This window comes from Pontixanthobacter luteolus (genome assembly GCF_947494915.1).
In the GTDB taxonomy this organism is placed as follows: domain Bacteria; phylum Pseudomonadota; class Alphaproteobacteria; order Sphingomonadales; family Sphingomonadaceae; genus Pontixanthobacter; species Pontixanthobacter luteolus.
Genome location: NZ_CANLWR010000001.1, coordinates 744,706 through 758,524 on the forward strand (window position 1 = coordinate 744,706; position 13,819 = coordinate 758,524).

The window sequence follows — 13,819 nt, forward strand, 5'->3', positions numbered from 1 at the left end:
TTGGAGCCTTGATGCCCGAATTGCCAAATCCCGAGCCGAAACCGCTCGATCATCTGACCGAATGCGGTGCAGATTCCGATCCGGCTTTGGTGCTGCGGAACCATACGCTTAGCTATAAGGACTTAAAGGACCGTGTCGGGCGTCTTAGCAGCTGGTTAAGGGATCGCGTGCCTGCGCATGGCGCGCGGGTCGCCAGCTGGGCATCCAAGGGTGAGCTAACGTGCCTGTTGCCGCTTGCAGCAGCGCGGGCCGGGCTCGTCCATGTGCCGATCAACCCACTGCTGAAACATTCGCAGGCGGCACACATTCTGGCCGATAGCGGCGCATCGTTGCTGCTGGGCACCGCCGCCAGGCTGGCGTCACTTCAAGCGGGAGATGTGCCGGACCAGTGCGAAATGCTTGATGAGAGCGAAGTCATCGCCGCACTCGATTCGGTCAGCGGCCCCATGCCGCCTTCACAGCAGAACCCGGACGATCTTTGTGCGATCCTGTATACCAGCGGTTCTACCGGGCGGCCAAAAGGGGTCATGCTCAGCCATGCGAACCTGTGGCTGGGCGCGGTGAGCGTCGCGGCCTATCTTGGCCTGCAGAGCGACGATGTGACGCTCGCAGTGCTGCCGCTATCGTTTGATTACGGACAGAACCAGCTGCTCAGCACATGGTTTGCCGGCGGTTCAGCGGTGCCGCTGGATTATCTCTTCCCGAAAGACGTTGCACGTGCGTGCGCGAAATACGGCGTCACGACGCTGGCGGCGGTTCCTCCGCTGTGGGTGCAGCTAACCGAAGTGGACTGGCCAGAGGAAGCCGCCTCACCGCTTCGCCGCCTGACCAACAGCGGCGGCGCTTTGACCACGGAGCTGGTCGATGATCTGCGGCGGATAATTCCCGGAGCGGACCTGTTTCCTATGTACGGACTGACCGAGGCGTTCCGTTCGACCTACCTCGAACCGGCCAAGGTGAAAACGCACCCGACCTCCATGGGCACAGCCATTCCTTTTGCCGAGATTATGGTCATCACCGACGCAGGGATGGTCGCGAAGCCCGGTGAGGAAGGCGAACTGGTCCATTGCGGGCCATTGGTGGCACAAGGATACTGGCAGGATCCGGAACGCACTGCAGAACGGTTCAAACCGGCACCGGCAGGGTCGCAGTATGGCGGCATGGCGGTATGGTCTGGCGACAGGGTCAAACGGGACGACGACGGGCTGCTCTATTTCATCGGCAGGCGCGATGCGATGATCAAGAGCGCTGGCAACCGCATCAGCCCGCAGGAAATCGAGGATGCAGCGCGGGCAACGGGGCTGGTTGCAGAGGCTGCTGCGTTCGGCATCGCAGACCAGCGGCTGGGGCACGCTATCCATCTGGTGGTCAGGGCTGCAACCGATGCAACTGACCCTCAGGAAAAGTTGGCGAAAGCGCTGGCGAAGGAACTGCCCAATTTCATGCAACCACACGTGATCCATTGGCGTGACACCATGCCGCTGAACCCGAACGGGAAACTGGACCGGACCGCCATTAAAACGGAGATCGAGGCATGAAGCCGCTTGGCCCAATCCCGCAAGGATACGAGACAAAAGACGGACAGCTGGCGATTGGCGGCAAGACGGCACGGGAATTGGTGGCAGAAGGCGGCGACACGCCTCTGTTTGTATATTCGCGTGAATTGCTGGACCGGCGCATGGCCGATCTGCGCGCCGCAATGCCGGATCGGATCGGCATCAACTACGCGATAAAGGCAAACCCGTTCGCCCCGGTGCTCGAACATATGGCTGGTCTTGTCGACGGGTTCGATATTGCATCCGGGGGCGAGCTTACAATGGCGCAAGCTGCTGGCCTTGACCCTGAGAAGATCAGTTTTGCCGGACCGGGCAAGCGCGATGCAGAGCTTGAGGCGGCAATCCGTGTCGGCGTGACCTTGAATGTGGAATCCGAAGGTGAAGCCCGGCGTGCGTTTGCAATCGGCGAACGCATCGGGGCAAACCCGCGCATGGCGCTGCGGGTCAATCCCGATTTCGAACTGCGCGGATCAGGCATGAAGATGGGCGGGGGCGCAAAGCCCTTCGGCATCGACCAGGATCGGGTTCCAGCCCTGGCAAAGGAACTGATCGGTGCGGGCGCGGAATGGCGCGGCCTGCACATTTTCACTGGCAGTCAGGCACTGAGTGCTGACGCGATCATTGAAGCGCAGGCAAATGTCTTGGAGCTTGCCGCTCAACTTGCGGATGAAATCGGCGAAGCCTTGCCAAAACTCAATATGGGCGGCGGGATCGGCATCCCTTATTTTTCCGGCGATGAACCGGTCGATATCACCGCTGTTGGCCGCGCGCTGGGCGATCGTATCGCAGATTTACCACCTGCGCTTGGCGATACTGACCTGTGCATCGAGCTGGGCCGCTACCTCGTCGGGGAAGCCGGTGTTTACCTGACAGAGATCGTTGACCGGAAGGAAAGCCATGGTTCGACCTATCTGGTGACCGATGGCGGATTGCATCACCAGCTGGCGGCGTCGGGCAATTTCGGCACGGTCGTGCGGCGGAACTATCCGCTTGCTATCGCTACGAAATTCGGTGCCGAACCAGCTGAAGAGGCGAACGTAGTGGGGTGCCTGTGCACACCGCTGGACCGGCTGGCCGACAAGGCGCATTTGCCGGTGGCCGAGGTTGGCGATCTGGTGGCTGTATTCTGCGCAGGCGCATATGGCGCTACCGCTTCTCCGTCGGCATTCCTTGGCCAAGGGGCGGCGCGCGAGATTCTCGTCTGATCGCGGCTCAAGGGCGGCGTTAACCTTTGCAGACAGGCTGTCCCGCTTTGGGACCAGCACATACTAAACGCCGTCAAACGCAAAAAGGCTAACGGTATATTCACCCTTTTTAGCGAGGAAGCATCCCACATCTGCGGGTGCGGAAGGTCAGGTAGCTCCTGCCTTGCGCGATTTGGCCCGTTCACAAGGCAAGGGATGCGCATCGATGCCGAATACAAAGTTTACCAAGCTGCTCGCGGGCAGCGCCATGGCTGCCCTGACATTGGCAGGCTGCACATCGAGCGGAGGCACTCAGCTTCCGCCCGCGTCGTTTGTGTCGATGCAGGAAGGTCCGGGCGAGGATTACATCATCGGCCCGCTCGACGAACTGACGATCCACGTCTGGCGCAACCCCGAACTGGGGGCTGAAAAGATTCAGGTCCGTCCGGATGGACGCATCACGACACCTCTGGTTACCGACATGCCGGCCACCGGCAAGACGCCGTCGATGCTGGCGCAGGACATTCGCCTACAGCTGTCGCAATATATTGAAGAGCCGCTGGTCTCAGTCATCGTGACCAAGTTCCAGGGCTCCATCAGTCAGCAGATCCGCATTATCGGCGCAACCGAGAAGCCCGCATCGCTTCCCTACCGCGCGAACATGACCGTGCTCGACGCAATGATTGCTGTCGGCGGGCTGTCGGAATTTGCTGCTGGTAACCGGGCCAAGCTGATCCGTTTCGACAAGAGCAAGGGCCGCCAGCAGGAATATGCGCTGAAACTGGGCGACCTGCTCAAGAAAGGCGATAGCCGTGCGAATGTTCTCCTGATGCCGGGCGATGTGATCATCATCCCGGAAAGCATGTTCTGAGGGGCACGTCAGCGAAATGAACGAAGTCTTCGAAGAACTGCGCGCAGCGATATTCACGGTCTGGCACCGGCGCTGGCTGGCGCTTGCCGTGGCATGGGGCGTTTGCGTCCTCGGCTGGCTGGTCGTGGCGATGGTCCCCAATTCCTATGAATCGCAGGCGCGCATCTATGTCCAGCTCGACGATGTCCTGGCCGACCAGCTGAAAATTGCCGGCGGCACGGAACGCGAGATTACCCGCATCCGCCAGACGCTGACCAGCTCAGTCAATCTGGAGAAGGTCATTCGTTCGACGAAGCTGGGGGATGACATCCAGACCCAGCGCGATCTGGAATCGGCAATCGAGGGGCTGACCAAGAAAGTCTCGATCAAGTCGGAAGAGGACAATCTGTTCGAGCTCAAGGCTGAGATCGGCGTTGGTGACCTGTCCGATTCAGAGAATGCTGCGCTGGCGCAGACCGTCGTTCAGAAACTGATCGACATCTTCCGTGAGGAGAACCTTGCCGGAAACAGGGGCGACGTTGCTGAAACACTCGTCTTCCTCGACCAGCAACTTGAGGATCGGAAGCGTGAACTGGAGGCTGCCGAACAGCGCCGCTTGGCTTTCGAAACCGAAAATCCCGACCTGATCGGCGGCACCGGCACATTGTCGGGCCGGATCCAGTCGATGCGCAGCGAAGTGCGCGGCGTCGAGGCGGATCTGGCCGCTGCGCAAAGCGCGCTGGCAGCAATCAACGGGCAGCTGTCCGGCACACCGCGCAACCTTGCCGGCAGTGCAGGGGGCGGCGCACGCGCTGCACTCTCCAACGCGCAAGGCCAGCTTGCGACCATGCAAGCCGGCGGCAAGACTGATAGCCACCCGGATGTCGTCGCGATCAGGAAACAGATTGCGATCCTCCGCGATCAGGCGCGTGATGAAAACCCAAATGCGACCGGTGCGACAAACCCCGCATACACTTCGCTTGTGTCGATCAAGGCCGAACGTCAGGCAAATGTCGAGGCATTGTCTGCCCGCAAGGCATCCTTGCAGGCAGAGCTTTCATCGCTGGTCGGTAGCCAGGCAAGCGAACCGGCAGTTGCTGCCGAAGCAAACCGAATCAGCCGCGATTACGAAGTGCTGAAAGACAAATATGACGAGCTGCTGCAGGACCGCGAGGAAATGAAGCTGCGCGGCCAGGTGGAAAACGAGCGCAGTTCGTTCAAGTTCGACGTGATCGACCCGCCAACTACCCCGCGCGCGCCCTCTGCGCCCAATCGGCCGCTGCTGCTAATCGGCGTGCTGCTGGCAGGGATTGCTGCTGGCGTCGGTGCGGCCTTTGCCATCGGACAGCTGCGTTCGACCTTCGCCACTTCGGCAAAGCTTGAACGGGCGCTCGACCTACCGGTGCTGGGCGCGATCTCGCTGACGATGACCGATACCGCCCGCCAGATCCGCGCAAAACGCATGAAGTATTTCTACGCTGGCTCTGCTGCGCTCGGGGGCCTGTGTGTCCTCTTGCTGGCAGCAGAATTCCTCCAGCGCGGCATGGTGGCTTGAGGAACAGGATATGACCGAACACACGAATATCCCGCTTCCGGGCGACGAGCCCGAAGATGGCAAAAAGGGTGAAGGCAGCGCCGAAAGTTCGCTGTTCGAACGGGCCAGCGGCGCGTTCGGCTTCGATCCGTTCAAGCCGTCTCCGATCAAGGGGAAACTGCCGGAACGCGAAATGAAGCGCGCAAAGGTCCGCGCAGCGCAGTCCGCAGCGACAGAGAAGAAGGCGGCCGAGGCACAGCAGCCACAGTCTGCACCGGCTGAGTCCGTTGAGCAGCCCACTGCAATGCCGGCGCAGGCGCTGCCCGTTCCGGTTCCGCCATCGGATATCGTGGTCCATCAGGACGTTGGATCGATTGCCCTTGCAGGCAAGAAATTCCCCGTCGACCGCGAGTTTCTTTACGAGCAGGGCCTGATCGTACCGGAAGGTGCCGTCACCGCGCTGATCGAGGAATTCCGGATCGTGAAGCGCCAATTGCTGAAAGCTGCGCAGGACCGCGGCACGGCATTGTCGCGCAGGGTACTGATCTGTTCGCCCCATCCGGGTGAAGGCAAGACATTCTGTGCCGCCAATCTCGCCATCGCCATGGCAGCCGAACGCGATAGCGAAGTTCTGCTGGTCGATGCGGATTTTGCGAAGCCTTCGATCCTGTCGACGCTTGGCCTGCCAAAGGGTCCGGGCTTCATGGACTGCCTGGCCGATCCATCGATCAAGCCGGAAGATCTCGTCATCGGAACGGACATTCCCGGCCTGTGGGTGCTGCCGGCGGGGAACCAGACAAATTCGGACAGCGAATATTTGTCCAGCGACCGGACACGCGAAGTGCTCGACCGGCTGACGATCGGTGCGCCCAACCGAATGGTCATCTTCGATACTCCGCCTGCGCTTTCGGCATCGCCAGCGGCGGAACTTGCCAAACACGTGGGCCAGGCACTGCTGATCGCACGTGCCGATAAAACCGGACAAAGCGCATTGGAAGATGCGTGCCAGCTGCTGTCGGCTTGCCCTGACATCAAGCTGCTTCTCAACGCTGCCCAGTTCAGCCCCAGCGGGCGGAACTTCGGCTCATATTATGGATATGGGGGCTAACCCGCCATGAAACGAATTGTCTTCACGAGCATGGGCGCTGTCGCCGCGATTGCTGCGGCATCACCGCTCGCCGCGCAGGATTACGGCGAAAGCGAAGGCCGCGATGAATCGCGCAGCATTGGCGCGGGAGCAGGTAGGGCGACGGTCGAGCCGTATATCGAGGTCTCGCAGATCGCAGTTGCCGAACTGTCGCCGGGCAATGACGTGGTAACATACACGCAGCTTGCTGCGGGCGTCGATGCGACTGTAACCGGACGTAATACGGGCGGCTCTGTCTCGCTGCGTTACGAAAAGAACATCGGATATGGCGACAACGCGCTCGATAGCGACACGCTCAGCGGTGTCGCGCGGGGTTATGCCTCTATCGTCCCGCGGACGCTGACGGTCGAAGCTGGCGCGCTGGCTGCACGCACGCGCGTCGACAGCAATGGCGGGGCATCCCTGAACCCGCTGATCGGCGAAGAGAGCGAGAGCAATATCTACTCGGTCTATGCAGGGCCAAACCTGCATACCAGCGCAGGCGATGTAGAGATCAACGCCAATTACCGCGCTGGCTACACAAAAGTTGAGCAACCGGATTCATTGGTCGTGACGCCAGGTGCGGACCCGGTCGATGTTTTCGATGACAGCCTCAGCCAGAGCGCAGGCATCCATTTGGCTACACGCCCGGGTGAACCGCTACCGGTAGGGCTTGGCGTTGGGGCCGGATGGAATCAGGAAGACGTTTCCAACCTCGATCAGCGCGTACGTGACATGTATGTCCGCGGCGATGTGACCGTCCCTGTCGGGCAATCGCTCGCGGTGGTTGCCGGTGTCGGTTACGAAGACGTCGAGGTATCCAGCCGCGATGCTGTGCGCGACGTAAACGGTGATCCGGTCATCGGAGATGATGGCCGGCTGGTTACCGACAAAAGCCAGCCGCGGATTATTGCTTACGAGACCTCGGGAATGATCTGGGATGCCGGTGTCATCTGGCGCCCCAGCACGCGCACCGCGTTCGAGGCGCATGTCGGTCGCCGCTACGATTCGACCACCTATTACGGCAGCTTTGCCTGGGCACCGGACAGCCGCAGCGCAGTCAATGTTTCTGTCTATGACACCGTCTCCGGGTTCGGCAATCAGCTGAACACTGCACTTGCGAACCTGCCTGCGGAATTCACCGCCAATCGCAATGCGCTGACGGGTGATCTGTTCGGCTGCGTCGCCGGAGCCGAAGCGGATGAAGGATCAAGCTGTCTCAACGGCGTGTTCTCGTCTGTGCGCGGTTCGGTGTTCCGTTCGCGGGGCGTGGCAGCCAATTATTCGACGACTGTCGGGCGTCTCAGCACCGGGCTGGGCTTCGGATATGACCGCCGGAAATTCATCGCTGCACCCGGCACCGTTCTCGCGGCGGCCAATGGTGTGATCGATGAAAGTTATTACGCGGCCTGGTATCTCTCGGGCAGTATCGACGCACGGTCGGCTTTCTCGACCAATGCGTATGCGACATTGGTCGAAAGCGGGTTCGATTCCGGCGGCGATGTAATGGCGGTTGGCGCGTCTGCTTCATACAGCCGAAGCCTGACGCCGCGGCTTTCCGCGCGTGCGGCAATCGCGCTTGATCACATCGATAGCGATGTCTCGATCGAAGATATCACCACCGCGTCGGCGCTTGTCGGCCTGCGGCTCGGATTCTGATTTAGGGGAAATGAAGAATGTTTGATGATTTTTATGGGCTGACCGGGCGACCGTTCCAGCTGACCCCGGATCCGAACTTCTATTTCGAAAGCGCGACGCATCGCAAGGCGCTGTCCTATCTCGGTTACGGGATGGCACAGAGTGAGGGCTTTATTGTCATCACCGGCGAGGTCGGCGCGGGTAAATCAACGCTGGTCGCGCATCTGATGCAAAAGATCGACCGGGAACAGATGACGGTCGGGCAGGTGGTCACCAGCAATCTCGATGGAGAGGAACTGGTCCACGTTGTCGCGCAGAGTTTCGGTCTTGAAGTCGAAGGGCACGACAAGGCATCAGCCCTCGGCGCGATCGAGAATTTCCTGCACGACGAAGCGCGTGAAGGACGGCGGACGCTGTTGGTCGTCGACGAATCCCAGAACCTTTCGGTCGAGGCACTGGAAGAATTGCGGATGCTGTCGAACTTCCAGCTTGGCTCACACCCGCTCCTGCAATTGCTTTTGCTGGGGCAACCGGAATTCAAGCAAATCCTGGCCGAAAGCACGGAGCTGGAGCAGCTGCGCCAGCGGGTCATCGCGGCGCATCACCTGCAATCGATGGAACCGGGCGAGATCGAGCCGTACATCAAGCACCGTCTCGAATGTGTCGGCTGGACCGGGAACCCCGATTTCGACCAGCGCGTGTTCAAGGAACTTTACGAAGCAACCGGCGGCATTCCCCGGCGCGTGAACCAGGTGGTTACCCGCCTGCTGCTGCTGGGCGCGGTCGAGCAGCGTACCCGGATCGACAACACCATGCTGAGCGCGGTGTTGAACGAAATGAGGGACGATAACACCTTTCCCGAGGCAGCACCGAAACCTCTTGAGAAAATTGCACCTGCGCCGGCGCCGGGCCCGATCAAACACGTTGCAGCCGCTCAGGCAGTGCCGCGTCCGAAGATCGAGGAATTGCTGGCCGAGCGTGATCTGCAAATCAACGAATTGCAGCAGGCTGTGGTGGAGCTTTCACGCGCCAGTTCGGCCAACGGCGATACGCGCGGACTTATGGACGAAGTCGCCCGGCTGGAAGCAAAGCTGGAGGAACAGGAACGTTCTGTGCGCCATGTTCTGACCATGCTGATCGAATGGATGGAAAGCGGGCAGCTCCCGCGTGAAGCGGCGTAAGGGGCCAGACCCGATGAAGCATTCGGCAATCGAGCCCGCTCCGATCGTCAACGGCCTGTCGGTCGATGTCGAAGACTGGTTTCAAGTCGGGGCATTCGAAAACGTTATCAACCGCAGCGACTGGGATGACCTGACGCTGCGGGTGGAAAATAACGTGCTGCGCATCCTTGATCTGTTTGCAGAAGCTGATGTTAAGGCGACATTCTTCACGCTGGGATGGGTCGCACAGCGCAATACGCATTTGATGCGCAGGATCGTGGAGGCCGGCCATGAATTGGCGAGCCACGGATACGACCATGCCCGGGTCTTCAATTTCACGCGTGCTGAATTTGCGGAAGACATCGCGAAGGCGCGGATGATCCTCGAAGACGCAAGCGGGGCAAAAATCACCGGTTACCGTGCGCCCAGTTTCTCAATCGATCACCGGACCCCGTGGGCGTACAAGGAACTGGCTGAGCAGGGCTATACCTATTCGTCCAGCGTGGCGCCGATCACGCATGATCATTACGGCTGGCGCGAAGCACCGCGTTTCGCGTTCAAGCCGCTGCCATGGTCCGATCTTATCGAAATTCCGGTGACCACAGCGATGCTCGGCGGCAAACGCGTTGCCGCTGGCGGCGGGGGCTTTTTCCGGGTTTTACCTTATGCGTTTTCGCGCTGGGCAATCCGGCAGGTGAACCGCACCGATCAGCGGCCGGCAGTGTTCTATTTCCATCCGTGGGAAATCGATCCGGACCAGCCGCGGGTGCCAAACGCCTCGGTCAAATCGCGGCTGCGCCATTATACCAACCTTGAGCGCATGGCGCCAAAGCTGGGCGAGTTGGTGCATGAGTTTGCCTGGGGCCGGATGGACGTAATCGCTCACCGCGAAGCTGCCTTGGCACAGGCCTTTGCCTGATGAACGCACCGTTTGCCCTTTCAAGCGAGACAGTCTCGATAGCCGATCTGCGCGATCCGGGAGAAGTGTCGCGGATCGAGGGCTTTGTTGCCCAGCAGGAAGGCAGTATCTTTCACCGGCCTGCCTGGCTTGGCGCGGTGGAAAGCGGCACTGGACACAAGGCTGCGGGAATCGTCGCTGAAAAATGCGGGAATATTACCGGCTGGCTTCCGCTTAGCGACGTTCATTCGCCGCTGTTCGGCCGCGCGCTGATATCCAGCGGTTTCGCGGTTGGCGGCGGCCCGCTGGCGGTCAGCGATGCCACAGCGCACCGTTTGTGCCGCGCCGCAGAGGAGCTTGCACTTCGCACCTCAAGCAGCGCCATCGAACTGCGCGGGCCCGGCGCGCCGCCTGAGTGGCATTGCCGGAATGATACGCATTGCGGTTTTGAAACAAGGCTCGCTGAAGATGATGAGGCGCAATTGCTGGCTGTGCCGCGAAAGCAGCGCGCGGAAATTCGCAAGAGCCTGAAGACCGAATTCGAGGTTGTAATCGGCTCGGACGAGGCCAGCCGTGCGGACCATTACCGTGTCTATGCGGCGAGCGTTCACGCGCTGGGAACACCGGTATTCCCCCGGTCTCTATTCGACGCGGTTCTTGATGCATTTGGTAGCGCGGCCGATATCCTGACCATCCGCCATCACGGGTTTGCCGTTGCAAGCGTGCTGTCGCTTTATCACTGCGGCGCGGTGATGCCGTATTGGGGAGGGGGCACATTCGCTGCGCGCGGTCTCAGGGCCAACGACCGGATGTATTTCGAACTGATGCTGCACGCCCGTCGCAAGGGCTGCGACAGTTTCGATTTCGGACGGTCAAAGACCGGTAGCGGGCCGTATTCCTACAAGAAGAATTGGGGGTTCGAACCGCAACCGCTGACCTATTGCAGCTGGACCGCGCCCGGGCAGGAACCGCGCGACCTCAGCCCGGCGAACGATGCGTACTCTGCAAAAATCGAGCTTTGGAAACGCTTGCCGCTTGCGCTCGCCAATCGAGTGGGGCCGTTCATTGCCAGAGGGCTGGCATAGTGGGCGATATTCTGTTCCTCGCCCACAGGATGCCGTTCCCGCCTGATCGCGGGGACAAGATCCGCTCGCACCATCTGCTCAAGGCGCTCGCTGAATTGTCCGATGTTCACGTGGGCTGTTTTGGCGATACCGACAGCGATTTTTCCCATGAGGGTGAACTTGCCGCGACCGCGAAAAGCCACTGTCTGGTTCGCAGATCCAAGTCGATGGCTTTCAGCGGTATCGAGGCGCTTGCAAGCGGCAAGCCGGTTAGCCTCACCGCCTTTGCCCACAAGGCGCTGAGCCGATGGGTTGCCAGCACGATAGAGCAGCACCCGATCGACACGATTTTCGTGTTCTCGGGCCAGATGGGCCAATTCATTCCAGACAGCTTCAAAGGGCGGGTGATTGTCGATCTGTGCGATGTCGATTCCGCCAAGTTCGAAGCTTACGCAAAAGAAGGATCTGTGCCGCGCAAATGGATCGACGCACGCGAAGGCAGAAAGCTTTCGGCGGTCGAAGAAGCTTTGGCCCACCGGGCGGACGCAACGCTGTTCGTCAGTCAGGCTGAGGCCGACCTGTTCCGGTCGAGGCTGCGTAATTCTTCCTGTGTGAACATAGCTGCGATACGCAATGGTATCGATACCACGTTCTTCGATCCTTCTGCTGTAACCGCCAATGCAGAACTTGCGCGAGTATCCGGGCCGAACTTCGTGTTCACCGGTCAAATGGATTACGCCCCGAATATCGCCGCTGCGGAAAGGGTGATTGCCAAGTTGCTTCCAGCAATCCGCCAGAAGCATCCAGGTGCCGCGTTCCATGTGGTCGGGCGCGCGCCGACCGACAGGTTGATGCGTCACGATGGCAAGGCCGGGGTCAAGATATGGGGTGAAGTTCCCGATGTCCGCCCGTTTCTGGCAGCTGCGGATGTCGTAATTGCGCCGCTGGAAATCGCGCGCGGAATTCAGAACAAGGTGCTGGAAGCGATGGCAATGGCGCGCCCGGTCCTGCTTTCGGCAGAGGCAGCAACCGGTATTGATGCGAGCGATGGCAAACACTTCCGGATCGGGACCTCCAACGACGCGTTGATCGCGGCTGCGCTGGATATGCTGGCCAACCCTGCGGCAACTGCCGAGATGGCATCTGCTGCGCGGGAATACGTCGCGCAGCACCAGAGCTGGCCGGCCATGCTTGCGCCGCTGTCCCTTCTATGTGAGGTGAGCGCCCAAGGAAAAGCGCGTGATGCAGCTTGATGGGCTGATCCAGCGCGAGGGTGGAAGGAAGCTGATTTCCTCCATTCCTGCGTGTTGGCAGGGGCCGTTGGTCCGGCTTGGTATTGTGTGGGCGGCAATTTTCGCGCTGACGTTCCGTGAATGGCAGGCGATGGCATCCCAGTGGTGGAATATCTCGACCTACAATCACATTCTGTTCGTGCCTCTGATCGTCGGGTGGCTGATCTATTCCCGGCGCGATGAACTTGCCAGAATAACGCCGCAGGCATGGCTTCCCGGGCTGCTGATGCTTGGCGCTACCCTGTTCGTGTGGCTGGTGGGTTCTCTGGCCGGAGTTAACACGGTCAGCCAGCTCGGCGCGGTTCTTGCGCTTCAGACGAGCATTGCCGCACTTCTTGGCCTGCGTGTCACAGTGGCCACTCTGTTTCCCTTGCTGTATCTCATTTTCCTGGTCCCGTTTGGCGACGAGTTGGTGCCGGCACTCCAGATGATCACTGCGGAAATGGTGATTACCCTCACGCAGTGGAGCGGCGTTCCCGCTGTCATCGACGGCGTTTTCATAGACACGCCAGCCGGCCTGTTCGAAGTGGCGGAAGCATGCTCCGGCGTGAAATTCCTCATCGCCATGATCGCGCTTGGGACGCTGATCTGCTATTGCTGCTTCAACAGCTGGAAGCGCCGAATAGTCTTCATGGTTTCGGCCATCGGATTGTCGATTGCTGCGAACAGCATCCGCGCCTGGGGCACGATTTTCATCGCGCAGTCGCAGGGCATCGAATTCGCCGAGGGTTTCGATCACATTTTCTACGGTTGGATTTTCTTCGCTCTGATTGTTGGTGGTTTGCTGGCCACTTCCTGGCGCTGGTTCGATCGCGATCCGGACGATCTTGGAATTGATTTACCCGGTGCACCGCAATCAAGCTGGTTTCGGCAGTTGTCAGTCGGAGCAATGTCAGGAAACAGGGCTGCCGTGTTTGCAGGCCTGTTGCTGGCCATCTTCGCATTCTGGCACACGGCTGGCTCGCGCGTAGAGGCGGCTGTTCCGGACCAGATCAGCCTGCCCGAACAGGTGGCAGACTGGAAACTGGTCGATTATTCTCCGTCTGTGGCGTGGCAGCCGCGCGCGAGCGGGGCGGATCACCGGCTGCTGGGCCGCTACCGCAACAATTCCGGACAGCACGTCGATGTATTCCTCGCGCTGTATTCCGCGCAGGAAGATGGGCGCGAAGCAAGCGCCTATGGCGAGGGCGCGCTCGATCCGGGCAGCGACTGGCGCTGGCTTGCACCCGGCACCGCGCGAACAGATGCCATCGCCGATTTTCTTTTCGTCTACGGCAAACACAAACGGCTGGCGGAAACATCCTACAGAACCGGCAACCTGCTTACCGGCAGCGCTGCCAGGTTGAAACTTGCGAACATGTTCGACCGGCTGACCCTGCGGGCGAGGCCGACAATGATGCTGATCGTTTCAGCCGAAGAACGTGAAAACCGCGAAGCCGCTCAATCCATCTCCGATTTCCGCCGCTCTGTCGGTGATCAAGGTGAATGGATGGACCGTATCGCGCGGCTGCGTTAGG

General features: G+C 60.2%; 11 protein-coding genes. All 11 read left to right on the forward strand.

Annotated elements, in window-relative coordinates; translation table 11 throughout:
* Positions 1-11 precede the first annotated feature (11 nt).
* Positions 12-1,538: an acyl-CoA ligase (AMP-forming), exosortase A system-associated gene (locus PO778_RS03595; RefSeq protein ID WP_271438635.1), complete on the forward strand. Its 1,527-nt coding sequence runs from the start codon at positions 12-14 to the stop codon at positions 1,536-1,538.
* Complete coding sequence (locus tag PO778_RS03600; protein WP_271438636.1) at positions 1,535-2,761, forward strand: pyridoxal-dependent decarboxylase, exosortase A system-associated; 1,227 nt, start codon at positions 1,535-1,537, stop codon at positions 2,759-2,761. Before PO778_RS03595 ends, PO778_RS03600 begins: the two co-directional genes overlap by 4 nt.
* Before the next feature lie 205 nt (positions 2,762-2,966).
* Positions 2,967-3,611 (forward strand): XrtA/PEP-CTERM system exopolysaccharide export protein, encoded by a 645-nt coding sequence (locus PO778_RS03605; RefSeq protein WP_160729723.1) that lies wholly within the window; start codon positions 2,967-2,969, stop codon positions 3,609-3,611.
* Positions 3,612-3,627: 16 nt separating this feature from the next.
* Positions 3,628-5,145, forward strand: a complete 1,518-nt coding sequence (locus PO778_RS03610) for an XrtA system polysaccharide chain length determinant (RefSeq protein ID WP_271438637.1) — start codon at positions 3,628-3,630, stop codon at positions 5,143-5,145.
* A 10-nt stretch (positions 5,146-5,155) separates the two neighbouring features.
* The gene (locus PO778_RS03615) at positions 5,156-6,232 is read left to right on the forward strand and encodes an AAA family ATPase (protein ID WP_271438638.1); all 1,077 of its coding nucleotides are present in this window, start codon (positions 5,156-5,158) and stop codon (positions 6,230-6,232) included.
* 6 nt (positions 6,233-6,238) lie between these two features.
* A complete protein-coding gene (locus tag PO778_RS03620) occupies positions 6,239-7,909 on the forward strand; it encodes a preprotein translocase subunit YajC (RefSeq protein WP_271438639.1) in 1,671 nt (556 codons plus the stop codon).
* Between the two features lie 17 nt (positions 7,910-7,926).
* Positions 7,927-9,069 carry an XrtA/PEP-CTERM system-associated ATPase gene (locus PO778_RS03625; RefSeq protein WP_160729727.1) on the forward strand — a complete coding sequence of 381 codons (1,143 nt, stop codon included), beginning with the start codon at positions 7,927-7,929 and terminating at the stop codon, positions 9,067-9,069.
* Positions 9,070-9,082: 13 nt separating this feature from the next.
* On the forward strand, positions 9,083-9,967 hold the full coding sequence (locus PO778_RS03630) for an XrtA system polysaccharide deacetylase (protein ID WP_160729728.1): 885 nt from the start codon (positions 9,083-9,085) through the stop codon (positions 9,965-9,967).
* Positions 9,967-11,031, forward strand: coding sequence for a FemAB family XrtA/PEP-CTERM system-associated protein (locus PO778_RS03635; RefSeq protein ID WP_271438640.1), 1,065 nt, complete (start codon positions 9,967-9,969; stop codon positions 11,029-11,031). Before PO778_RS03630 ends, PO778_RS03635 begins: the two co-directional genes overlap by 1 nt.
* A complete protein-coding gene (locus tag PO778_RS03640; RefSeq protein ID WP_271438641.1) occupies positions 11,031-12,263 on the forward strand; it encodes a TIGR03087 family PEP-CTERM/XrtA system glycosyltransferase in 1,233 nt (410 codons plus the stop codon). Before PO778_RS03635 ends, PO778_RS03640 begins: the two co-directional genes overlap by 1 nt.
* Positions 12,253-13,818: an exosortase A gene (gene xrtA / locus PO778_RS03645; RefSeq protein ID WP_271439334.1), complete on the forward strand. Its 1,566-nt coding sequence runs from the start codon at positions 12,253-12,255 to the stop codon at positions 13,816-13,818. Before PO778_RS03640 ends, xrtA begins: the two co-directional genes overlap by 11 nt.
* Position 13,819: the final 1 nt, after the last annotated feature.